General features: G+C 56.8%; 17 protein-coding genes and 3 tRNA genes. 3 read left to right on the top strand and 17 right to left on the bottom strand.

Going from position 1 to position 23,204, the window contains the following annotated elements; translation table 11 throughout:
* The first annotated feature begins 13 nt into the window (after positions 1 to 13).
* A complete protein-coding gene (fabI, locus tag DT594_RS14190) occupies positions 14 to 808 on the top strand; it encodes an enoyl-ACP reductase FabI (RefSeq protein ID WP_096347377.1) in 795 nt (264 codons plus the stop codon).
* Positions 809 to 906: 98 nt separating this feature from the next.
* On the opposite strand, the gene DT594_RS14185 is transcribed toward fabI, so the two are convergent.
* The 11 genes from DT594_RS14185 to DT594_RS14135 form a co-directional block, all read right to left on the bottom strand.
* Complete coding sequence (locus DT594_RS14185; RefSeq protein ID WP_246164648.1) at positions 907 to 2,790, bottom strand: SurA N-terminal domain-containing protein; 1,884 nt, start codon at positions 2,788 to 2,790, stop codon at positions 907 to 909.
* A 265-nt stretch (positions 2,791 to 3,055) separates the two neighbouring features.
* Positions 3,056 to 3,328: an HU family DNA-binding protein gene (locus DT594_RS14180; protein ID WP_096344739.1), complete on the bottom strand. Its 273-nt coding sequence runs from the start codon at positions 3,326 to 3,328 to the stop codon at positions 3,056 to 3,058.
* A 214-nt stretch (positions 3,329 to 3,542) separates the two neighbouring features.
* Positions 3,543 to 5,942: an endopeptidase La gene (gene lon, locus DT594_RS14175; protein WP_149333282.1), complete on the bottom strand. Its 2,400-nt coding sequence runs from the start codon at positions 5,940 to 5,942 to the stop codon at positions 3,543 to 3,545.
* A 199-nt stretch (positions 5,943 to 6,141) separates the two neighbouring features.
* Positions 6,142 to 7,425 (bottom strand): ATP-dependent Clp protease ATP-binding subunit ClpX, encoded by a 1,284-nt coding sequence (gene clpX, locus DT594_RS14170; protein ID WP_149333281.1) that lies wholly within the window; start codon positions 7,423 to 7,425, stop codon positions 6,142 to 6,144.
* A 166-nt stretch (positions 7,426 to 7,591) separates the two neighbouring features.
* A complete protein-coding gene (gene clpP, locus DT594_RS14165) occupies positions 7,592 to 8,233 on the bottom strand; it encodes an ATP-dependent Clp endopeptidase proteolytic subunit ClpP (protein ID WP_096344742.1) in 642 nt (213 codons plus the stop codon).
* Between the two features lie 90 nt (positions 8,234 to 8,323).
* Positions 8,324 to 9,670: a trigger factor gene (gene tig / locus DT594_RS14160; protein WP_149333280.1), complete on the bottom strand. Its 1,347-nt coding sequence runs from the start codon at positions 9,668 to 9,670 to the stop codon at positions 8,324 to 8,326.
* A 135-nt stretch (positions 9,671 to 9,805) separates the two neighbouring features.
* Positions 9,806 to 11,098 (bottom strand): lipopolysaccharide biosynthesis protein, encoded by a 1,293-nt coding sequence (locus DT594_RS14155; RefSeq protein WP_149333279.1) that lies wholly within the window; start codon positions 11,096 to 11,098, stop codon positions 9,806 to 9,808.
* Positions 11,095 to 12,093 (bottom strand): ATP-grasp fold amidoligase family protein, encoded by a 999-nt coding sequence (locus tag DT594_RS14150; protein WP_149333278.1) that lies wholly within the window; start codon positions 12,091 to 12,093, stop codon positions 11,095 to 11,097. The genes DT594_RS14155 and DT594_RS14150 overlap by 4 nt, the downstream gene beginning before the upstream one ends.
* A 403-nt stretch (positions 12,094 to 12,496) precedes the next feature.
* A tRNA-Leu gene (locus DT594_RS14145) sits at positions 12,497 to 12,581 on the bottom strand.
* A gap of 52 nt (positions 12,582 to 12,633) precedes the next feature.
* A tRNA-His gene (locus tag DT594_RS14140) sits at positions 12,634 to 12,709 on the bottom strand.
* A 64-nt stretch (positions 12,710 to 12,773) separates the two neighbouring features.
* Positions 12,774 to 12,850: transfer RNA gene (locus DT594_RS14135), tRNA-Arg, on the bottom strand.
* A gap of 297 nt (positions 12,851 to 13,147) precedes the next feature.
* Here DT594_RS14135 and folD point away from each other — a divergent pair.
* Entirely contained in the window at positions 13,148 to 14,002 is an 855-nt protein-coding gene (gene folD / locus DT594_RS14130; protein WP_149333277.1) for a bifunctional methylenetetrahydrofolate dehydrogenase/methenyltetrahydrofolate cyclohydrolase FolD, read from the top strand.
* A gap of 21 nt (positions 14,003 to 14,023) precedes the next feature.
* On the opposite strand, the gene DT594_RS14125 is transcribed toward folD, so the two are convergent.
* From DT594_RS14125 to DT594_RS14100, 6 genes are read right to left on the bottom strand one after another with little or no spacing between them, the layout of a single operon-like run.
* A complete protein-coding gene (locus tag DT594_RS14125; protein ID WP_149333276.1) occupies positions 14,024 to 14,809 on the bottom strand; it encodes an SDR family oxidoreductase in 786 nt (261 codons plus the stop codon).
* 41 nt (positions 14,810 to 14,850) lie between these two features.
* Positions 14,851 to 16,044: a 2-methylaconitate cis-trans isomerase PrpF gene (prpF, locus tag DT594_RS14120; RefSeq protein WP_149333275.1), complete on the bottom strand. Its 1,194-nt coding sequence runs from the start codon at positions 16,042 to 16,044 to the stop codon at positions 14,851 to 14,853.
* 41 nt (positions 16,045 to 16,085) lie between these two features.
* Complete coding sequence (gene acnD, locus DT594_RS14115) at positions 16,086 to 18,677, bottom strand: Fe/S-dependent 2-methylisocitrate dehydratase AcnD (protein ID WP_149333274.1); 2,592 nt, start codon at positions 18,675 to 18,677, stop codon at positions 16,086 to 16,088.
* Position 18,678: 1 nt separating this feature from the next.
* Positions 18,679 to 19,806 (bottom strand): bifunctional 2-methylcitrate synthase/citrate synthase, encoded by a 1,128-nt coding sequence (gene prpC, locus DT594_RS14110; protein WP_149333273.1) that lies wholly within the window; start codon positions 19,804 to 19,806, stop codon positions 18,679 to 18,681.
* Between the two features lie 43 nt (positions 19,807 to 19,849).
* Positions 19,850 to 20,734, bottom strand: coding sequence for a methylisocitrate lyase (gene prpB, locus DT594_RS14105; RefSeq protein ID WP_096344751.1), 885 nt, complete (start codon positions 20,732 to 20,734; stop codon positions 19,850 to 19,852).
* Positions 20,734 to 21,441: a GntR family transcriptional regulator gene (locus tag DT594_RS14100; RefSeq protein WP_246164647.1), complete on the bottom strand. Its 708-nt coding sequence runs from the start codon at positions 21,439 to 21,441 to the stop codon at positions 20,734 to 20,736. Before DT594_RS14100 ends, prpB begins: the two co-directional genes overlap by 1 nt.
* 227 nt (positions 21,442 to 21,668) lie before the next feature.
* Here DT594_RS14100 and rloB point away from each other — a divergent pair, with 227 nt between their 5' ends.
* Entirely contained in the window at positions 21,669 to 23,198 is a 1,530-nt protein-coding gene (gene rloB / locus DT594_RS14095; protein WP_149333271.1) for an osmotic stress tolerance membrane protein RloB, read from the top strand.
* Positions 23,199 to 23,204: the final 6 nt, after the last annotated feature.

Below are 23,204 nucleotides of genomic sequence, written 5' to 3'. Positions count from 1 at the left end.
ACAGGAAGCAAGCATGGGATTTCTCAGCGGAAAGCGCGTACTTATCGTTGGCGTAGCCAGCAAACTATCCATTGCATCCGGCATCGCTGCCGCGATGCACCGGGAAGGTGCCGAGCTGGCCTTTACCTATCAGAACGACAAACTCAAGGCCCGCGTTGAGGGCTTTGCCGCTGAATGGGGCTCCGGGCCAGAGCTGTGCTTCCCCTGTGATGTCGCGGATGACGCGCAGATCGAGCAGGCGTTTGCCGAGCTGGCAAAAAAGTGGGACGGTCTGGATTGCATCGTTCACTCCGTCGGCTTTGCCCCGGGCGACCAGCTGGATGGCGACTTTACTGCGGTCACCACCCGTGAAGGCTTCCGTATCGCTCACGATATCAGTGCCTACAGCTTCGTCGCATTGGCCAAGGCCGGCCGTGAACTGATGCAGGGTCGCAATGGCAGCCTGCTGACCTTGTCTTACCTGGGCGCGGAACGCACCATGCCCAATTACAACGTGATGGGCATGGCCAAGGCCAGCCTGGAAGCTGGCGTACGCTACCTGGCTACCAGCCTGGGCCCAGAAGGCACTCGCGTGAACGCCATTTCTGCAGGCCCTATCCGCACCCTGGCGGCTTCAGGCATCAAGAGTTTCCGTAAAATGCTTTCGCATAACGAGAAGCAGACGCCAATGCGTCGTAACGTGACCATTGATGAAGTGGGTAATGCCGGCGCCTTTTTATGCTCCGACCTGGCTTCAGGCGTCTCGGGCGAGATCATGTATGTTGACGGTGGCTTCAATATAACCGCAATGGGCAACCTCGAAGACTGAGCTCGACACCTAGCAGGCACAAAAAAACCGCAGCTTTGCGGTTTTTTTGTGCCTGCTCAATAGTCAGTCTGGAGCCTGAATCTCAGGCTCCAGATAGATCAGAAGCGTTCGATATCAGCCTGTTCCTTCAAACGCTGCTGCAAAGCGCTGAAATCCTGCTGCCCGGCCTGACCGGAGATAAAGCTCTGGTACATGTCGCCATCTACCGCTTCCTCAAGGCTCTGGGGCGTAGCTACGCCGTTCAGCTGAACGATCCACTGACTTCCATCAGGTTGACGGAAATGACCGTAGACGGCGCCCTCAGCGTCCGGACGGGGCATTGCAAAGACATTGCGCAGCAAGGCCGCCGGCAGATCGTTGCTGGAACGACGAATAGCTTCATGTGTTTCCCAGCTTTGACCGAGCTGTTCGGCAAGCGCAGCCGCCTCAAGATCGCCCTCGCGCAATGCCGCAACATGCTCGGCCGCCTTGCTCTCTGCCTGCTCTACCGCCCGCTCAAAGCGAAGCGTGTCGACGATCTCGTCGCGAACCTCTTCCAGAGGACGCTGAGTGGCACGCAGGTGCTCTTTTACCCGCAGGACTACAGCAGTATCAGCATCCAGCTCCAACAGCTCACTGTTCAAACCGTCAGCCAGTACTTCTTCATTGAAAGCTGCAGCCATCACGCGTGGATTGGCAGTCAGGCCTTCGTCGCCCTGACGACCTACCGGACCAATGGTTTCGACTTCCAGATCAAGCGCACGCGCAGGTTCGGACAGGTCTTCCGATTCGTAGGCCAGGTTCGCCAACTCACGGGACACTTCAACAAAGCGTCGCTCGACCTGCTCGGCCTTCAGCTCACGTTCAATTTCAGGCCGCATTGACTCCAGCGAAGGCACCTCAGGTGCCAGCAGCCCAGTCAATTTAACCAGGTGGTAACCAAAACTGGTGCGTACCGGTTCAGAGACCTGACCTTCTTCCAGATTGAACAAAGCTTCTTCGAAGGCCGGATCGTAGCTGCCGCGCACGGCATAGCCCAGATCGCCGCCGCCACTGGCGCTACCGGTGTCATCCGACAGTTCCTGCGCGATGTCGGCAAAATCCTCGCCCTGCTCCAGGCGCTCACTGATCGCTTGGGCCTGTTCAAGAGCAGCTGCGTCAGCTTCAGCATCACCCTCAGGCACTTCGATGAGGATGTGCGAGACACGGCGCTGCTCTTCCAGATTACCGATTTCCTGCTCATACATTGCCTGCAGCTCGGTCTCGTCCACTTCGACCTGGTCGAAAAAGTCGCTGCGTGAAAGAGTCAGCACTTCCAGCACGACCTGTTCCTCGGTCATGAACTGTTCTGCGTTGGCGGTGTAATAGTCGCTGACCTCGTCCTCTTCGACCGTGACCGCATCGTTATCAACGTCCAGTTCGATAGTGGCGAAATCCCGACTCTGCTCTTCCAAACGAGCCAGTTGCAGACGTTCGGTGGGGGTCGCAAAGGCGCTGGTGACGTAGGCGCTGCGCAATTGATTGATCATCAGCTCCTGGCGGACCAGATCACGGAAAGCCAGACGCGAGGCAAGGCCCATATTGCGGATGACAATATCAAAACGGTTGGCGTCAAACTGCCCATCTACCTGGAAGTCCGGGGTAGAGAGGATCAGTTGATCGATCATCTGCTCGGACACACGCAGGTCTGCTGCTTGCGCTCCATCAAACAGGACGGCGCGATCAATCAGATCTTCAAGCACCGACTCGCGCAGCAGATTGTCGTTGATCATGCCCGGATCAAAGCTGTCGTTAAGTTGCTGCATCTGTTGAATCAGTTGGCGGCGCTGCATGGCCACAGCCTGATCAAGCTCCGTACGGGTAATTTCCGCGTCATTCACCGCAGCAGCATTCTGTGCGTTGCTGTTGAAACTGCTGATCGACTCCCAACCAGTCAAAGCGAAAATCAACACAATGACGCCGACGATCACCTTGGCGATCCAGCTCTGTGCATTTTCCCTCATTTTTTGCAGCATCTTGCCCCCAAAAAAACTGTTATCTGCCGCGCACCTGGTTAGTGGCTGGCTTATGCCAGGCGTCCCGCACCTGCCTGACATTTGTATGTTTCGCTAAAACAAAAAAGGCGCATCGAAGATGATGCGCCTTTCGGGAAACTGACCGAACCATCGGTGGGTGTCTGCCTATGCAGCGATAGCCATAAACGCTGATGATTCGAAGTCCATACCGAAGCCCGAGGGCTCCAATACAACAATCAGTTACAGGACGCTATCAGTTAACGGCGTCCTTCAGTGCTTTACCGGCTTTGAAGCCAGGGATCTTGGCAGCGCTGATTTCAATCGGCTTGCCAGTCTGGGGGTTGCGACCAGTACGGGCAGCGCGATCTTTAACAGCAAAAGTACCGAAACCTACCAGCACAACCGAATCACCAGCCTTCAGAGCACCAGTGATGGACTCGATGACGGCGTCAAGAGCACGACCGGCAGCAGCTTTAGGAATATCGGCGGAGGCGGCGATGGCATCAATCAATTCAGACTTGTTCACTCTAAGTCCCCTTATAAATTTCAGTGAGTTGTTAGTCGTTATGTAAGCTTGTGGTCTTAGCAAAGCCGTGGCCAGTCAGCATACCTGCTTAGGTCGAAGCACGCTTTATAGCAAGCGGTCAAAAACCGTGTCAAGGAATGCCTGTGGTATCGCCGGTCTGATCGCTAAGCACTCACCCAAATGGGTGATATCACACGTCCAGACCGCTGACACCTCAGTGAGTGCTAATGCGCTTTTTTGCATCGGCCCCGTGATTGTCATCCTTTGCAACCATCTCTTCAACCCCTTCTTGCAAGGGCTCCGGCATGTATTGCAGCGCAATCTGCAACACTTCGTCAATCCATTTCACAGGTTTGACGTCAATATCCTGTTTGATCTTGTCCGGAATTTCTTTCAGATCACGGACGTTGTCGTGTGGAATGATCACCGTTTTGATCCCTCCACGATGCGCCGCGAGCAGCTTTTCCTTGAGCCCGCCAATCGGCAACACCTGGCCTCTGAGCGTGATCTCGCCGGTCATCGCCACGTCTGCACGCACCGGAATACGGGTCAATGCGGACACCAGAGCGGTACACATGCCCACGCCGGCACTCGGTCCGTCCTTGGGAGTCGCGCCTTCAGGCACGTGGATATGGATGTCATGCTTTTCGTGAAAATCGGCGGCTATGCCAAGGCTCGCAGCGCGGCTGCGAACCACCGTCAAGGCAGCACTGATTGACTCCTGCATGACGTCGCCAAGCGAGCCGGTTTTGATCTGCCGACCCTTGCCGGGCACCACAACCGCCTCAAGACTGAGCAATTCACCGCCCACTTGGGTCCAGGCCAGGCCGGTTACCTGACCAACCTGATCGGCTTCTTCGGCCAAACCGTACTTGAACTTGCGCACCCCCAGCAGATTCTCGAGCAGTTCGCCGTCGACCACGACAGTATTTTTGCCGCTTTTGCCAACCTGTTCACGAACTACCTTACGGCACAATTTGGCAATCTGACGCTCCAGGCCACGCACACCCGCTTCGCGAGTGTAGTAACGAATGATGTCGCGCAGGGAGTCATGGGTGAAGGTCAGCTCGTCTTTTTTCAAGCCATTGTTCTTGATCTGCTTGGCCACCAGGTAGCGCTGGGCGATGTTGATTTTCTCATCCTCGGTGTAACCGGGAATGCGAATAACCTCCATGCGATCCAGCAGCGGCGCAGGAATATTCATCGAGTTGGCGGTGCAGATAAACATCACATCCGAGAGGTCGTAATCGACTTCAAGGTAGTGATCGTTGAAGTTGTGGTTCTGCTCTGGATCCAGCACTTCCAGCAGCGCCGATGATGGATCACCACGCATATCCTGACCCATCTTGTCTATTTCATCCAACAAAAACAATGGGTTACGGACACCCGCTTTGGACATCTTTTGAATCAGTTTACCTGGCAGGGAACCGATGTAGGTGCGTCGATGACCGCGAATCTCGGCTTCATCGCGCACACCACCCAAAGCCATACGAACAAATTTGCGGTTGGTTGCGCGCGCCAGCGACTCACCCAGCGAGGTCTTGCCCACCCCGGGCGGCCCAACCAGACAGAGTACCGGCCCCTTCAATTTGCGCACGCGCTTCTGAACCGCGAGGTATTCAAGAATCCGCTCCTTGACCTCTTCCAGACCATAGTGATCGGCGTCCAGAACCTCTTCGGCTTTTTTCAGATCATGCCGCACCTTGCTGGCTTTCTGCCAAGGCACACTGGTCAGCCAGTCGATATAAGAACGCACTACGGTCGCCTCGGCAGACATCGGCGACATCATTTTTAACTTATTCAGTTCAGCGGTCGCCTTGGCGTGCGCTTCTTTGCTCATGCCAGCGTCATCGATCTTGGTTTTCAGGTCGTCCAGCTCGCTGTGACCCTCATCCAGACCGCCCATCTCTTTCTGGATGGCCTTCATCTGTTCGTTCAGATAATACTCGCGCTGGCTGCGCTCCATCTGCTTCTTGACCCGCCCACGGATGCGCTTTTCGACCTGCAGCAGATCGATCTCGCTATCCAGCACGCCGAGCACATGCTCGACCCGCTCACGCAGCGGCAAAATTTCAAGGATCGCCTGCTTCTGGTCCAGTTTGAGTGTCAGGTGCGCAGCCATGGTATCAACCAGGCGACTGGGATCATCAATGCTGGACAAGGACGAGAGCACTTCAGCCGGTACTTTCTTACCCAGCTGTACGAATTGCTCGAACTGGCTCATGAGGCTGCGTATCAGCACTTCGGCTTCACGCTCATCCAGAGTGCTTTCATCCAGCCATTCGGCTTTGGCGACCTGGTAGGTACCCAATTCATCGACCTGGTCAATGCGGGCGCGCTGCTCACCTTCGACCAATACCTTAACGGTGCCGTCAGGCAGCTTGAGCAGTTGCAGAATGGTTGCCACGGTGCCCAGACCATACAGGCCATCACGGCCCGGATCATCTTCACCAGGGTCGCGCTGGGCCACCAGCAATACTTGCTTGTTACCGGCCATGGCGGCTTCCAAGGCCTCAATGGACTTGTCGCGGCCTACAAACAGGGGGATGACCATGTGGGGGTACACCACTACATCGCGTAGCGGCAGGAGCGGAAATTCGCTAAGAGTCGTCATGGCTGAGGCTCGCTTGCTGGGGGGAGCAACCAACGGCTGGCCCCGGAATAAGAAATGTCTATGGTTTCAAGATGGGGGCATTGCAGTAAAAAAACAAGGTGGTTCACATACTGCAACACAAGAGAATGCCAAGCTTGTACCACACGAACAAAAACGCCCGGGCGTTCTGACGAACGTCCGGGCGTCGGGTCTGCCGGAATCAATCCTCCGGCATGGCCTTGGATGGCTTCTCGGCGGATTCGTAAATCAGCAACGGCTGAGAGTCGCCACTGATCACGTTTTCGTCGATTACTACCTTGCTGACATGCTCGGCAGAGGGAATTTCATACATGGTTTCCAGTAGCACGTTCTCCAGAATGGAGCGCAGGCCACGGGCACCGGTTTTGCGTTCCAGAGCACGGCTAGCGATCGCCGTCAGTGCATCGGTACGGAACTCCAGCTCAACGCCTTCCATCTCGAACAGACGCGCATATTGCTTGGTCAGCGCATTCTTTGGTTCGGTCAGAATCTGGATCAACGCAGCTTCATCGAGCTCATCAAGAGTAGCGATGACGGGCAAGCGACCAACGAACTCAGGGATCAGACCAAAACGCACCAGATCTTCGGGCTCCACGCCCTTGAGGGTCTGCCCGACCTTCTTGCCGACGTCCTGACTACGTACCGAGGCGTTGAAACCAATACCACTCTTCTCTGAGCGATCACGGATAACCTTCTCCAGACCGGAGAAGGCACCACCACAGATAAACAGGATGTTACGCGTATCCACCTGCAGAAATTCCTGCTGCGGATGCTTACGACCGCCCTGCGGCGGAACCGAAGCCACAGTACCTTCAATCAGCTTCAACAGCGCCTGCTGCACGCCTTCACCGGAAACATCACGGGTGATGGACGGGTTATCGGATTTGCGTGAAATCTTGTCGATCTCGTCGATATAGACAATACCCATCTGGGCCTTCTCTACATCGTAATCGCACTTCTGCAACAGCTTCTGAATGATGTTCTCGACATCCTCACCAACATAACCCGCTTCAGTCAGGGTGGTGGCGTCGGCGATGGTAAAGGGAACATTCAGCAGGCGAGCCAAGGTTTCGGCCAGCAGCGTCTTACCCGAGCCGGTCGGCCCGATCATCAAAATATTGCTCTTGCCCAACTCGACGTCGTCTTTGCCTTCACGCTGATTCAGACGCTTGTAGTGGTTATACACCGCCACTGACAGCACCTTCTTCGCACGTTCCTGGCCAATCACGTACTGATCAAGAATGCCGCAGATTTCCTTGGGCGAAGGCAGTTTCTGGCCAGCGCTTTCGGACTGACTTTCCTGCACTTCTTCACGGATGATGTCGTTACACAGATCTACGCATTCATCACAGATAAATACGGAGGGGCCGGCAATCAGCTTGCGCACTTCATGCTGGCTTTTGCCGCAGAAGGAGCAATACAGCAGCTTGCCGTTGTCGTCACCCTTCCCAGTTATATCGGTCATTTAAAACCCCTACTTACGTTCACGCTTATCCGCAAAGATGCAGGCAATAACGCCACTTTGCAAGCGCGACCCTGTCAATGCATGCCCGCACGCCACAGGGGGCGGCGAAAAAGTCAGGTCCGGTAAACTACCGAACCCGTTCAACTGAAATACCATCTAAACGGCGTTATTCGGCAACAACCCGGCGATCCAGCACCTTGTCGATCAGGCCATATTCAACAGATTCGCTGGCGCTCATAAAGCGGTCACGGTCTGTATCGCGGGCGATCACATCCAGCGACTGGCCAGTGTGATGGGCCAGAATGGCGTTGAGTTTTTCTCTGATGTTGAGAATTTCACGCGCATGGATCTCGAAGTCGGACGCCTGGCCCTGAAAACCACCCAGCGGCTGATGAATCATCATACGCGCATGCGGCAACGCAAAGCGCTTACCCGCCTCACCACCGGCCAACAGGAAAGAACCCATGCTGCAAGCCTGGCCAATGCACAAGGTGCTGACATGTGGCTTGATGAACTGCATGGTGTCGTAGATCGCCATACCCGCGGTCACAGAACCGCCAGGCGAGTTGATGTAGAGGTGGATATCCTTGTCAGGATTCTCCGACTCCAGAAACAACAACTGAGCCACAACCAGATTGGCCATGTAATCTTCAACCTGACCAACCAGGAAGATGACGCGTTCCTTGAGCAGGCGTGAATAGATGTCATAGGAGCGCTCGCCGCGGGCGGACTGCTCGACAACCATGGGGACCAGACCACCTGCGGCCTGAATATCCGGCGGAAACTGACTGAAGCTGTTATGCGTCATGGATTGATATCACTCCGATTGAGCCTTTTGCGAAAAAACGAAAGCCAGCACTATGGCTGGCTCACGCATTGCATTGAGTGGATGACGATATTACTCGTCAGCGCTGGCCTCGGCCTTGTCAGCTTCAAGGTTCTGAGCTGGCTGGGCGGGCTTAACAGCATCCTCATAAGGAACCGCTTTGTCGGTTACCTGAGCCTTCTGCAAAACAGTATCCACCACTTGCTCTTCCAGCACAACCGACTGAATTTCTGCCAATTGTTGCTCATTCTGGTAATACCAGTTCACGACCTGTTCTGGCTCTTGATAAGCAGAAGCAAGATCTTCAACCATCGCGCGAACACGATCGGTATCAGGCTTGATTTCATGCTGCTTGACCACTTCAGCAACAATCAGCCCAAGGCTGACGCGGCGCTTGGCCTGCTCTTCAAAAAGCTCGGCAGGCAACTGCTCAGGCTTGATGTTGGCACCACCAAACTGCTGCACAGCTTGCGCGCGCAGACGATCAATTTCGGTAGCAACCAGGGCCTTCGGCACTTCAATGCTGTTGGTTTCCAGCAAGCCATCCATAACCTGAGTCTTGACCTTGGTCTTGATCGCCTGGCGCAGTTCGCGCTCCATGTTCTTGCGCACTTCAGAGCGGAAAGCGTCGATACCGCCCTCTTCCACGCCGAACTTGGCGAAGAACTCATCGTCCAGCTCCGGCAGAACCGCAGCGGATACACTGTGCACAATAACGTCGAACTCGGCATCTTTGCCGGCCAGCTCGAGGTTCTGATAGTCCTCAGGGAAGGTCACCTTGAGCACCACGGAATCGCCAGCCTTGGCGCCAACCAGACCATCTTCGAAGCCAGGAATCATGCGGCCCGAACCCAGTTCGATCTGAGTATTGCTGGCAGTACCGCCCTGGAAGGGTTCGCCATCAACCTTGCCAACGAAGTCGACTTTCAACTGATCGCCATTCTCCGCAGCACGATCCACTTCATCGAAACGCTTGTTCTGGCCACGCAGGATGTCGAGCATCTTGTCCAGATCGGCGTCGGTCACTTCAGACTCCACGCGCTCAACCTTGATAGCGCTGAAATCACCCAGAGTGACTTCCGGATAAACTTCAAATGTAGCGATGTACTCAAAATCCTTGCCTTCGGCCAGATCTTTCGGCTCGACGCTGGGCATACCGGCAGGGTTGAGTTTTTCCTGCATCACGGCTTCATAGAAGGAGGACTGGATCATCTCACCCATGACTTCCTGACGGGCGGAGCCGCCAAAACGCTTGCGAATAACGCTCATCGGCACCTTGCCGGGACGAAATCCATCAACCTTGGCGCGGCTGGCAGTCTGTTGCAGGCGCTTGTTGACCTCTGATTCGATGCGATCAGCAGGAATGCCTACGGTCATGCGGCGCTCAAGGCCGGAGATGGTTTCTACCGAAACTTGCATGGAGAGTCCTCGTTGAACGAACAGTGTAATTGGACAAATTCTAAAGGGACGATATTCTAGTCCCTCGGCACGGATAAGTCATCCTCTGGCGGCATAAGTAGCAAAACGGCCGCCCCTTGCCAAGCTTTCACAGCACTAGGCCATTAGCCGATCACGATGTGCCGACAGTAAAAGTATCCACACCATCAACCCGGCATTCAGCAGCGCCCCGGAAATACAATACAGAGCAACACTCGTGCTCGAGGCCAGCTGCGCAATCGCGCAAGCCCAGTACATTAGCCCAACCCTGATTACAGCGGTGAAGCACGTGTAGGTGAGATGCAGGCGCTGGACTTGCAGGACGGGCATTGAGCTGATGCAGGGCACGCCCACCAGGGTGAAGTAGAACCACAGCGCCATCCACCGTGCATGCTCCCCAGCCATCTGCCAAGGCTCACCGAAGAGCAGGCCGAAAATAAGTGGCGCGGCCAGCAGAATCGGAATCAACGGAAGCAAACCCACTACACCCAACAGGGTTACCGCTTTCAACTGCAGGGGCAACAACGGCAAACCGTCCTGAGCCGCTCTCGCCAGACGCGGGTAAATCACGTCACCTATAGCCTTGCCAAGCAACATTGAGGGTGCAGCCACCACACTTCTGGCCAGCACGAAAAAGCCCACGATCGCAGGTTCATACCAGGCGCCCAGCAACAGCACCGGTACAGCGAGCGAGAGACAACTGACCAACACCTGGGGCGCGCGAAAAAGCGGAAACTGTCGGTATTTGACAACCAAGGCCCACCATTTCAGGGGTGTGGTCCTATCCGGCGTGACACTGCCGCGCAACCATCCCAGATACAGCATCGCTGCGACCGCCTCCGCCACTGCGGTCATAAACACCAAGGTCATTGATACCGGCGCCATAAGCCCACCAAGAACCTTGCCGCCATTACCTATCAAGGATTTGCCTACGGACACTTTTGCTGATGCCGTATAACAGGACCGGCGGTGTGCCCATTGCTCTAAAACACTGACCGCGGTTGCCAGGCACATCAGCAGCGGAATAAACATCAGCAACCCGCTACTCATTCCCCAAGGGGCATCTGACAGAGAAGACCAAAAGACGATACCAAACGCCATCACTGCTGCGAGTAACACACTGATTGAGAGTGAAGCCCGACCCAGCGCCCGAGCCTCATCATCGTCCGTGGCCAGCACTATCGCCAATGGCAAGCAAAATCCAGCCACAGGCATGACCACCGATGCCGCAGCCAGCAGCGTTCCCGCTTCACCGAAAACCGCAGGGCTGAATATCCGGGTCAACAAAGGCACCGTTATCAACGTAATCAGCTGGCCCGCCGCAGCACCTGCCAACAAGGTCGCCACCGAGCGCATGGTACGACCACGAAGACTGACCAACAGCCGCGCTGTTGCGCCTGGCATCTTCATGCCAGTTGCTGATCACCGCTTGATTGCCCGCCGGGCACCCCAGACATGGGTATGCCGCTTGAGGGAGACGGCATTTCCAGCGTCTCTGGCCAGCGGAACTTCGCGCCCAACATCTGATCCCACTGCACCGGATGAAAAACGCATCTGCCGGCCCCCGGGGTAAATGTCAGCTCTCCCACATAGACGCCGCCATCATGAACGTAGAAGTCCACCCGGCAGTAGCCAAACGGCTTAGCCAGACGCTTTGCCGCGTCCAGCATCTGCGGCAGCTGGTCAGGAGGCAGGGTAATACTGGGGCAGGTGCTCGGCGGCAAACTTCCACCTAGTTTGAAGGCAGTGCCCATCCAGTCTGTCGAATACAGATTTTGCGTGATCTGGCCAAATCGATCACCTATGACCTGCATAAAGCAATAGGCGTCGCCTTCGGCAGGATTAAACACGTGGACCTTGTAATCAGCAGCCGGACGACCATCAATCAGCAGAGCCTTTTCGAACAGAATCTGTGGCGCAATGCTGCGGTAGTGCCTCTCACCATTACAGCGGGAAAAATCCCGTTGCAGCCAACTATTGGCCAGGTCTACCAGAGACTGGATGTCCTCCGATGCCTTATCCAGCACCACTCGCGTGGCGCCGCAGGCATTGTTGCACTTCATGACAAAAGCACTCGGCAAAGCATCAAATAGCTCCGGCACCACCTTGGTCACAGCGATGTAAAGCGGCACATTGAACTGATCGCCAACCGTGTCACGGATATAGTCACGCACCACAACCTTGTCCGCCAACCGGGAAAAATCCGGGAGGGGGAAGCGCATGCGATGATAGATTTTTTCTGAAAATCGACGTGGGTTCTGGAAGTTGCAGAGGCGCCCGTGCGCGCGGAAATAGCGCCATTGGTAGTGTAACGACTCGGGAATATGATCTTTGAGGAAGCAGATGAACTCGAAACATAACCGGTAAACAACCTTATCCATGGTAGCGCGCGGCAAATCTTCCATTTTCCAGTGACCTGCATAAAGGACCACTCTAAAGCGCGCCGACACCCCTGAACCGGAGCGCGCCACCAGCACAACCTTTTGAAGACAGGAGCATGCGATGCTCAGGCGCGGTTAACAGGCAACCGGCTCGTCAGACACTCAAGATCACTCCTTCTTGTTATGTTGCCATTACGCAGTACTGCTAATGCGAGCCCTGCAGCTCTGCCTCGCGCTGACAGCGGATGCGGGCTGGACAGCTCAAAACAGAAACAGGGTAATGGCACCAGGCCAATATCGCGTAGACGCATTGAGTTTTACAAGATGGCTTATCTGAAATAACACGACATGCCGACAGACGGCAACGCAGAAAAAATCTGGAGAGAAAGTATAGATGAGGCTGCCGATATGGCAGCCTATTAAAAGATGGTGCGGACGGAGAGACTCGAACTCTCACACCTCGCGGCGCCAGAACCTAAATCTGGTGTGTCTACCAATTCCACCACGTCCGCATAACAAGGCTTCAAACAACAACGCCAGGCCGGGGCCTGGCGTTTTCGAAAATGGGGTGGACGATGGGTTTCGAACCCACGACAACAGGAGTCACAATCCTGTGCTCTACCAACTGAGCTACGCCCACCATTACTTCTTTACTTCTGTTGCTACCACTACCGCTCGCTTCAAGCATCCAGACCGCAGTGCGATGGTACGCCCGGCAGGACTCGAACCTGCGGCCACCCGCTTAGAAGGCGGGTGCTCTATCCAGCTGAGCTACGGGCGCCTTACGCACCGTACAGTACCCCTTGGGAGTATCTGAGCATGCCCAAATCAGCGGCAAGAAGCCAGTGAAATGGAGGAGCTTGATCGCCTTCCAAACCGCTTTCGCTGTGTTTGTGAAGCGGGGCGAATCATACTCAGCCACCTTTCCCACGTCAACGCCTGCAGGACAATTTTTTAATTATTTTAGCAGCTTATGCTCTACACCAGAGAACATCGCCGGGTTCAATCAGATGAGTCTTTTGCCGCCGTCGCTCCCGTGCGACAATCGCGCCACAATTTTGTTTGTGTCAGGAAGCCCATGAACGCCAAACTCATCGACGGCAAGCAGATCGCTGCCTCCATTCGACAGAATATCGCGCTGAAAGTCGCCGAACGCAAGGAACACGGCCTCAGGCTTCCCGGTCTTGCGGTGATCCTGGTTGGCCAGGACCCCGCCTCCCAGGTCTATGTCAGCCATAAACGCAAGGATTGCGAGGAAGTGGGCTTTGTCTCCCATTCGTACGACCTGCCTGCTGATACCCAGCAGGACACCCTCCTGGAGCTGATCGACACGCTGAATGACGATCCGTCCATTGATGGCATCCTCGTACAGCTGCCGTTACCGGCGCATCTGGACTCATCTCTGCTGCTGGAGCGGATTCGTCCAGACAAGGATGTGGATGGTTTCCACCCGTTCAACATTGGCCGCCTGGCACAGCGCATGCCACTGCTGCGCCCGTGCACGCCCTTCGGCATTATGCGGCTGCTGCAGAGCACCGGTGCGGACCTGTATGGCATGAATGCGTTGGTGGTAGGCGCCTCGAATATCGTTGGCCGCCCTATGGCGTTGGAGTTACTGCTGGGCGGCTGCACGACTACCGTAGCCCACCGCTTTACCAAGAATCTGGCTGAACATGTCGGCCGCGCTGACCTGCTGGTCGTGGCGGTAGGCAAGCCGGGTATTGTCAAAGGTGAGTGGGTAAAACCTGGCGCTATCGTGATTGATGTCGGCATCAATCGTACCGACGACGGCCGGCTGACTGGCGATGTGGAATTCGGCCCGGCAGCGGAACGCGCTGGCTGGATTACCCCGGTGCCGGGTGGCGTAGGCCCGATGACCCGCGCCTGTCTGCTGGAAAATACGCTTTATGCCTGCGAGTACCTGCATCCCTGAGGTACCCGCACGATCCGGCGGTTACAAGCTGGCGGTGCTGCCGCCATCGACCGGCACGTTGATGCCATTGATATAGGCCGCGGCAGGTGAAGCAAGAAAGCCCACCGCATTGGCGAACTCTTCCGGTTCGGCGAAACGCCGGACTGGAATGGTTGCCTTCATCCCCTCCGCCACCTGCTCAACCGTTCGACCGCTCGACTGAGCGATGCGCCCGATGAGGCTGTCCAGCCGTGCGGTTTTGGTCAATCCGGGCAGTACGTTATTAACCGTTATCCCCTGACTGCCCAACTCCCCCGCCAACGTTTTCGCCCAATTGGCCATTGCAGCTCGAATGCTGTTGGACACGCCAAGGTTGGCAATGGGCGCTTTAACCGACGTAGACAAGACATTGAGAATGCGGCCATAGCCGGCCTCGCGCATACCCGGCAACAACAGCTGCAACAGATGCTGGGCGCTGACCAGATGCTGATTGAACGCTGATGCAAAGGCTTCCGGCTCTGCGGCATTGGCAGGTCCTGGCGCAGGCCCACCAGTATTGTTGACCCAGATATGCACAGGGCCGCGCTGCAACTGCGCCGCAACGGCGGCGCTGAGCGCGGCCACGTCAGACGCATCCACAGCGATTACGCTGTGCTGCTGCCCCTGGTCCACCGACAGGCTTTGCTGCACTTTCAACAAATTTGCCTCATTGCGGGCCAGCAGGATCACTTCAGCGCCCTGCTCCGCCAACTGCCGCGCACAAGCTTCACCAAGGCCCTGGCTCGCGCCACATACCAGCGCACGCTTTCCCGAAAGATCCAGATTCATCAACACGCTCCCTTTTGCTAAAGCATCTACTAAACACGGCCCTAAAAACAATCGCCCGGGACTCGCACCCATCCTTCCATCAGCACCCGAGCACTGCGACTCATAACGGCCTTTTTCACCGTCCACTCACCGTCAATCTGTTTGGCTTCAGCGCCGACGCGCAAGGTACCTGAAGGATGACCGAAAACCACGGCAGCCCGGTCGCCGCCACCGGCGGCTAGATTGACCAGCGTGCCGGGTATCGCCGCTGCGGTGCCAATGGCGACTGCTGCCGTTCCCATCATCGCATGGTGCAGCTTGCCCATGGACAACGCACGCACCAGCAAGTCGGTATCTGCAGCTGTTACCTGCTTGCCGCTGGACGACACATAATCCGCCGGTTTGGCGACGAAAGCGACCTTGGGCGTATGTTGGCGGCTGGCCGCTTCATCCACATGCTTGATCAGCCCCATGCGCACGGCGCCATGGGCGCGGATGGTTTCGAATTTCAGTAGAGCAGCAGGATCCCCATTGATGGCTTCCTGCAGTTCGGTACCCTTGTAGCCAACGTCTTGCGCGTTGATAAATATCGTCGGAATCCCGGCGTTAATCATGGTTGCCTGCAGCTTGCCAACACCTGGTACATCCAGCTCATCGACCAGATTGCCGGTCGGGAACATCGCGCCGCCGCCTTCGCCATCACCGTCGTCAGCCGGGTCCAGAAACTCGACCTGCACTTCCGCCGCCGGGAAGGTCACGCCGTCCAGTTCGAAATCACCGGTCTCCTGTACTTCACCGTTGGTCATTGGCACGTGTGCGATGATGGTTTTGCCGATATTGCTCTGCCAGATACGCACTACAGCGAAGCCATCCTGCGGCACGCGCTGGGGATCCACCAGACCGCCGGCGATAGCAAATGCGCCCACCGCCGCAGAGAGGTTGCCGCAGTTGCCGCTCCAATCCACGAATGCAGTATCGATCGAGACCTGTCCGAACAGATAATCCACGTCGTGCTCAGGCTGCGTGCTTTTCGCCAGAATAACCGTCTTGCTGGTACTGGACGTCGCACCGCCCATGCCGTCCGTCTGCTTGCCGTAGGGGTCGGGACTGCCGATAACGCGTAGCAACAGGCTGTCACGCGCAGCGCCTGGTTGCTGAGCTGCTTCCGGCAGGTCCTGCAAGCGGAAAAACACCCCCTTGCTGGTACCACCACGCATGTAGGTAGCAGGAATTCTAATCTGGGGCCTATGGGCCATGCTTTCGCTCCTTTTCTGAGCATCCTGGAACAAAGAACTCATTAAACCGCTGGCGCTGCTTCAAGAAAATCCTGAGCAAAACGCTGCAATATGCCGCCCGCATCAAAAATCGACACTTCTTCCTGAGTATCCAGGCGGCAGGTCACCGGCACCTCTACCCGCTCACCATTACGGCGATTGATCACCAGCGTCATGCGGCCGCGCGGCTTGATGTCACCGGTGACGTCGAAGGTTTCGGTCCCGTCGATATTCAATGTCTTGCGCGTCGTGCCCGGCAGGAACTCCAGCGGCAACACGCCCATACCCAGCAGGTTGGTACGGTGAATGCGTTCGAAGCCTTCGGCGGCAATAGCCTCCACACCCGCCAGACGCACGCCCTTGGCCGCCCAGTCGCGGGACGAACCCTGACCGTAATCGGCGCCGGCAATGATGATCAGTGGCTGCTTGCGCTCCATATAGGTTTCAATCGCTTCCCACATGCGTGTGACTTTGCCTTCCGGCTCGATCCGCGCCAGAGAACCCTGCTTGATCTGGCCGTTTTCCAGCACCATTTCGTTCAGCAGTTTCGGGTTGGCAAAGGTCGCGCGTTGGGCGGTCAAGTGATCACCGCGATGGGTTGCGTACGAGTTGAAGTCGACTTCCGGTACGCCCATCTTGTGCAGATAAGCACCCGCGGCGCTGTCGAGCATGATCGCGTTGGACGGAGACAGGTGGTCGGTAGTGATGTTGTCACCTAGTACCGCCAGCGCACGCATCCCGGTCAGGGAGCGCTCTCCAGCCAGCGCACCTTCCCAGTATGGCGGGCGACGGATATAGGTGCTCTGCGGCCGCCACTCGTACAGCGGATTGATGTTCTGCGCTTCGCGGGTGATATCGAACATCGGAATATAGACTTCGCGATACTGCTCCGGCTTGACGCTCGCCTTGACGATGGCATTGATCTCCTCGTCACTGGGCCAGATGTCCTTGAGCATGATCGGATTGCCCTGCTGGTCATGGCCGAGCACGTCCTTTTCGATATCGAAACGGATGGTACCGGCAATGGCGTAGGCTACCACCAGCGGTGGTGAGGCCAGAAACGCCTGTTTGGCGTAGGGATGAATGCGACCATCGAAGTTGCGGTTGCCCGACAACACCGCGGTGGCATACAGGTCGCGCTCGACCACTTCCTGCTGAATCACCGGATCCAGCGCGCCGCTCATGCCGTTACAGGTTGTGCAGGCAAAGGCGACCACACCAAAACCCAGATTCTCCAGCTCACCCAGCAGGTCTGCTTCTTCCAGGTACATCTTGACCGTCTTGGAGCCCGGTGCCAGCGAAGACTTCACCCAGGGCTTGCGGGTCAGGCCCAACTTGTTGGCATTCCGCGCAATCAGGCCTGCTGCAATCATGTTGCGCGGGTTACTGGTATTGGTGCAGCTGGTAATCGCCGCGATGATCACTGCGCCATCGGGCATCTTGCCTTCTTCATTTTCGACCACACCGCTGATACCACGCGCGGCCAGCTCAGAAGTGGGCAGTAAGGCGTGCGGATTCGACGGACCGGCCAGGGTGCGTGGCACGCTGGTCAGGTCGAAACGCAATACCCGTTCGTACTCGGCATTGGTCAGGGTGTCCGCCCACAGGCCGGCTTCCCGGGCATATTGCTCCACCAGCTTGACCTGATCGTCTTCACGGCCGGTCAGCTTGAGATATTCGATGGTCTGCTCATCGATATAGAACATCGCCGCCGTGGCGCCGTATTCCGGCGTCATGTTGGAAATGGTCGCGCGGTCGCCTACCGTCAGATTCGACGCACCCTCGCCATAGAACTCCAGATAAGCACCGACTACCCGCTCCTTGCGCAGGAACGCAGTGAGTGCCAACACCAGATCGGTGCTGGTAATGCCAGGCTGTAGCTTGCCAGTCAGTTCTACACCGATGATATCCGGCAGGCGCATCCAGGAGGCGCGACCGAGCATCACGCTTTCCGCCTCTAGCCCGCCGACACCAACGGAGATCACGCCCAGCGCATCGACCATGGGCGTGTGACTGTCGGTACCCACGCAGGTATCCGGGAAGGCCACGCCATCAACGACCTGCACCACCGGTGACATTTTCTCCAGATTGATCTGGTGCATGATGCCGTTACCGGGTGGGATCACGTCGACGTTCTTGAACGCAGTCTTGGTCCAGTTGATAAAGTGGAAGCGATCATCATTGCGGCGATCTTCGATTGCGCGGTTCTTCTCGAAGGCATCCTTCTCGAAGCCGGCGTGCTCGACGGCCAGCGAATGGTCGACGATCAACTGCGTCGGCACCACCGGATTGACCTTGGCCGGATCACCACCCTTCTCGGCAATCGCATCACGCAGGCCGGCCAGATCGACCAGCGCGGTCTGGCCGAGAATATCGTGACAGACGACCCGCGCCGGAAACCACGGGAAATCCAGATCACGGCGGCGCTCGATAAACTGCTTGAGCGACTCGGTCAGCATCGACGGCTCGCAGCGACGCACCAGGTTTTCCGCGTGAATGCGCGAGGTATAGGGCAGCTTGGCGTAAGCGCCCGGCTCGATCGCATCGACCGCTTCACGGGTATCGAAGTAATCCAGCTGCGTACCAGGCAGCGACTTGCGGTATTGGCTATTCATATCAACGGCTCTCTATCGGCTCGACCGTGCGCGGTGCTACACCCACATACTCGGCGCTCGGGCGAATAATGCGGTTGTCCGCACGCTGTTCCATCACGTGTGCTGCCCAGCCCGTCAGGCGGCTCATGACAAAGATCGGCGTGAACAATTTGGTCGGGATACCCATGAAGTGGTAGGCAGAGGCATGGAAGAAGTCGGCGTTGCAGAACAGCTTCTTCTCGCGCCACATCACTTCTTCACAGCGCACCGACACCGGATACAGCACGGTATCGCCAACGTCCTTGGCCAGTTTCTCGGACCATTGCTTGATGATCTCGTTGCGCGGATCGCTGGTGGCATAGATCGCGTGACCAAAGCCCATGATCTTTTCCTTGCGCTCGAGCATGCCGAGCATTTCCTTCTCCGCGTGATCGGCGCTGGTGAAGCGCTCGATCATATCCATTGCCGCTTCATTGGCACCGCCATGCAGCGGGCCGCGCAGCGAACCGATCGCCGCAGTAACGCAGCTGTGCATATCCGACAGGGTCGAGGCGCAGACGCGAGCGGTAAAGGTCGAGGCGTTGAATTCGTGCTCAGCGTACAGAATCAGCGACACGTTCATGGTCTGTTCATGCAGCGTGCTGGGCTTTTCACCGCGGAGCATGTGCAGGAAGTGCGCGCCTACCGAATCGTCATCGGTGTTCTCGTCAATCCGCACGCCATCGTGGCTGAAGCGATACCAGTAGCAGATAATCGATGGGAATGCGGCGAGCAGGCGGTCAGTGGCGTCCTGCTGCTGCCCAAAGTCTTCCTCGGTTTCCAGGTTACCCAGCATCGAGCAGCCGGTGCGCATCACATCCATCGGATGGGCATCTTTGGGAATCAGCTCAAGTACGTCTTTCAGTGCCTGGGGCAAGCTGCGCAGATCCTTGAGCCGGGCTTTGTAAGCGTCCAGTTCAGCCTGGTTGGGCAGCTCGCCCTTGAGAATCAGGTGAGCTACTTCTTCGAACTGGCAATGGGCTGCCAGGTCTTTCACATCATAACCACGGTAGGTCAGGCCCGAACCGGTTTGCCCGACAGTGGACAGCGCGGTCTTGCCGGCGACCTGACCACGCAGACCTGCGCCACTCAACTTTTTTGCTTCAGCCATGATTTTGCTCCTTCTTGTTGGTACCGGGTGTCTTACTGCCGGTTCAGGATTTTTTCTGCGCGAACAGTGCATCGAGCTTCTGCTCGAAGACGTGGTAATCGATACGGTCATACAGCTCCATACGAGTCTGCATGGTATCGATGACATTCTGTTGCGTGCCGTCGCGGCGTATGGCGGTATAGACATTTTCCGCCGCCTTGTTCATCGCGCGGAAGGCCGACAGCGGATAGAGCACCAGAGAGACGTCGGCCGAGGCCAGCTCGTCGGTGGTATATAAAGGGGTTGCACCAAACTCGGTGATATTCGCCAGGATCGGCGCTTTGACCTTGGAGGCGAAGAGTTTGTACATATCCAGCTCAGTAATCGCCTCGGGGAAGATCATGTCCGCCCCGGCTTCGATACAGGCTGCTGCGCGATCCAGTGCCGACTCCAGGCCTTCTACCGCCAGCGCATCGGTACGCGCCATGATCACAAAGCTGTCATCGGTACGTGCATCGACCGCCGCTTTGATGCGATCAACCATTTCCTGCTGGCTGACGATTTCCTTGTTGGGACGATGGCCGCAGCGCTTGGCGCCGACCTGATCCTCGATATGCATGGCGGCGGCGCCAAACTTGATCATCGACTTGACGGTACGCGCGACGTTGAAGGCGCTGGAACCAAAACCGGTGTCCACATCGACCAGCAGCGGCAGATCACACACATCGGTAATACGCCGTACGTCAGTCAGCACATCATCCAGCCCGGTAATGCCCAGGTCCGGCAGGCCAAGCGAGCCTGCCGCCACTCCGCCACCGGAGAGGTAAATGGCCTTGAAACCGGCACGCTTGGCCAGCAGCGCATGGTTGGCGTTGATTGCGCCGACTACCTGCAGTGGATGTTCTTCGGCAACCGCATCGCGGAAACGTTGGCCCGGGGTTTTCGACATCAGACTATCCCTCCTGAGGATGTAGGCGCGGCGCTTTGCTCTTGCATGCGACGCTCAATGTTGCGGCGTGAGGCGCTGATATGACGGCGCATCAGCATTTCCGCGAGTTCGCCATCGCGATCAGCAATGGCCTCGATAATGCGGTGGTGCTCGGCAAACGCCTGTTGCGGACGTTTGGGTGTGGTAGAGAAACGGTAGCGGTACATGCGCACCAGATGATAAAGGTCGCCGCAGAGCATATCGGCCAGAGTGCGGTTCTTGCTGCCATGGATGATCAGGTAATGGATATCCAGATCACCTTCTTGCTGGTAGTAGGACTCGTTGGCCTTCAACCCACTGTGCTTCTCGTGAGTGGCCAGCACCTCGCGCAGCCCGGCTATCTCGGCCTCGGTCATGTTCTCCGCAGCCTGACGGCATGCCATCCCTTCCAGCGCTTCACGCACGTGATACAGCTCGATCAATTCAGCGTAGCTCAGCGATACCACGCGCACACCGGCGTGCGGAATGCGTACCACTAGCCGTCGGCCTTCAAGCCGGCGGATAGCCTCGCGTAGCGGGCCACGACCAATACCAAAGGTAGTCGACAGGTACTGCTCACTGATCCGTGTGCCTGGTGCAATCTCGCCTTTGACGATCGCCGTCTGAATACGCTGAAAAGCGCCATCAGAAAGCGTCAGAGTAGGCAAATCCTGTTCTGCTTCAGCCATCATTACCCGCCTTGTCTACAAAGCGTTGATATTTACCGGTTTGATTGGCGAATTTTGCGCTTTACGTATCAGCATTGTCAACAATCCTGGATTGAGCATTCTGGTCTACGCTATTAACAAAGCATCACAAAGGCGCTACGAGCAGATCAACGTCCATGCTAAGATGCCGCCTGTCGTTGTTGCGGTGCCTGCCGAAGCAGCAATTCCTATAGCTCGTTGAGAAGACTATGCAATCGATCAATCTGCACCTGAAAGTCCTGATCGCCATCTTGGTCAGCCTGGGTTTGGCCATAACCGCTTACCAAATTTATGTACTGGATATTCCTGTCACCCAGGATGAAACCGACGATATTTGGAGCCTCGATGCCCGACTCGAGTTTCAAGCCGTGGCAGGAACGCCGGTCAAGGCGCAGATGTTCATCCCCCCGCTGGATCAGAATTACATCAGCCTCAACGAGAGCTTCATCTCAAACAATTATGGCGTCAGCATCAACCAGACCGACGGCAATCGCCGGGTAACCTGGTCGGCACGTCGCGCCAGCGGCAACCAGTCCCTGTATTACCGCCTGGTACTGACCCAGCGCTACAGCCCCGAGGCGATTGAAGATCCAGCGCCCGCGCCGCGCCAACCCATTAAGCTCGAAGGCGCCGAAGAAGTTGCTGCCGATGCACTGATTCGCCCTATTCGTCAAACCTCAGCGGACATTGAAACCTTCGTCAGCGAGGCTATCCGCCGTGTGAACGACATCACCGATGACAACGTCAAGCTGTTGCTGGGTGAAGACACCTCGCCGCTGGGCAAGGCACGCGTGCTTGATGTGCTTCTTTCCAATGCGCGTATTCCTCTTGAGCTGGTGCATACCGTGCGGCTGGAGAGCACGCCCAATCAGGAGCCCGAGCTCTGGTTGCGCAGCCATAATGGCGAGCGCTGGTTGTACTTTCATCCGGAAACTGGCCAACAGGGCATTCCGGAGAATCGCCTGGTCTGGTGGAGCGGCAACGCCCCGCTGTACAACCTGGAAGGCGGCCGCCAGGGCCGCGTCACCATCACCTTGAATAACAGCGAGATGAATGCGCTGCGCTTGGCGGAGATGACTACCGAGAACACCTCTTCAGCGCTGCTGGAATACTCGCTCTATGGCCTGCCGCTGCATGCTCAGCAGGTATATCGCGTGATGATCATGATCCCTATCGGGGTTCTGGTAATTCTGATCCTGCGTAATATCATCGGCATTCAGACATTGGGTACCTTTACCCCGGTGCTGATCTCGCTGGCCTTCCGCGAGACCGACATTGGCTGGGGTATTGTGCTGTTCACGCTGATCACCGCACTGGGTCTGTCGCTGCGCTCCTATCTTGAGCACCTGAAGCTGCAGATGCTGCCTCGTCTCTCTGTGGTCCTGACTTTTGTGGTTGTGATCATTGCCGGTATCACCCTGCTGGGTCACAAGCTGGGCATGGAGAAGGCCCTGTCTGTTTCACTGTTCCCGATGGTGATTCTGACCATGACCATTGAGCGCCTGTCCATCACCTGGGAAGAGCGTGGCGGCGGACACTCATTCAAGGTCGCTCTCGGCACACTGTTTGCCGCGACCCTGGCTCACCTGTTGATGAGCGTGCCGGAGCTGGCCTACTTCGTCTTCACCTTCCCGGCCGTGCTGCTGATCCTGGTGGGCTTCATGCTGGCCATGGGTCGCTACCGCGGTTACCGCCTGACCGAACTGGTGCGCTTCAAAGCACTGATGACCAAGGGCTGAGGAGAC

This window comes from Halopseudomonas laoshanensis (assembly GCF_008365385.1).
In the GTDB taxonomy this organism is placed as follows: domain Bacteria; phylum Pseudomonadota; class Gammaproteobacteria; order Pseudomonadales; family Pseudomonadaceae; genus Halopseudomonas; species Halopseudomonas laoshanensis.
This window is presented reverse-complemented; position numbering and strand designations above follow the sequence as displayed.

Coding starts and splice junctions, on each gene's coding strand:
- fabI (WP_096347377.1), top strand. CDS start 14: ATGGGATTTCTCAGCGGAAAGCGCGTACTTATCGTTGGCGTAGCCAGC.
- DT594_RS14185 (WP_246164648.1), bottom strand. CDS start 2,790: ATGAGGGAAAATGCACAGAGCTGGATCGCCAAGGTGATCGTCGGCGTC.
- lon (WP_149333282.1), bottom strand. CDS start 5,942: ATGACGACTCTTAGCGAATTTCCGCTCCTGCCGCTACGCGATGTAGTG.
- clpX (WP_149333281.1), bottom strand. CDS start 7,425: ATGACCGATATAACTGGGAAGGGTGACGACAACGGCAAGCTGCTGTAT.
- clpP (WP_096344742.1), bottom strand. CDS start 8,233: ATGACGCATAACAGCTTCAGTCAGTTTCCGCCGGATATTCAGGCCGCA.
- tig (WP_149333280.1), bottom strand. CDS start 9,670: ATGCAAGTTTCGGTAGAAACCATCTCCGGCCTTGAGCGCCGCATGACC.
- DT594_RS14155 (WP_149333279.1), bottom strand. CDS start 11,098: ATGAAGATGCCAGGCGCAACAGCGCGGCTGTTGGTCAGTCTTCGTGGT.
- DT594_RS14150 (WP_149333278.1), bottom strand. CDS start 12,093: ATGGAAGATTTGCCGCGCGCTACCATGGATAAGGTTGTTTACCGGTTA.
- folD (WP_149333277.1), top strand. CDS start 13,148: ATGAACGCCAAACTCATCGACGGCAAGCAGATCGCTGCCTCCATTCGA.
- DT594_RS14125 (WP_149333276.1), bottom strand. CDS start 14,809: ATGAATCTGGATCTTTCGGGAAAGCGTGCGCTGGTATGTGGCGCGAGC.
- prpF (WP_149333275.1), bottom strand. CDS start 16,044: ATGGCCCATAGGCCCCAGATTAGAATTCCTGCTACCTACATGCGTGGT.
- acnD (WP_149333274.1), bottom strand. CDS start 18,677: ATGAATAGCCAATACCGCAAGTCGCTGCCTGGTACGCAGCTGGATTAC.
- prpC (WP_149333273.1), bottom strand. CDS start 19,806: ATGGCTGAAGCAAAAAAGTTGAGTGGCGCAGGTCTGCGTGGTCAGGTC.
- prpB (WP_096344751.1), bottom strand. CDS start 20,734: ATGTCGAAAACCCCGGGCCAACGTTTCCGCGATGCGGTTGCCGAAGAA.
- DT594_RS14100 (WP_246164647.1), bottom strand. CDS start 21,441: ATGGCTGAAGCAGAACAGGATTTGCCTACTCTGACGCTTTCTGATGGC.
- rloB (WP_149333271.1), top strand. CDS start 21,669: ATGCAATCGATCAATCTGCACCTGAAAGTCCTGATCGCCATCTTGGTC.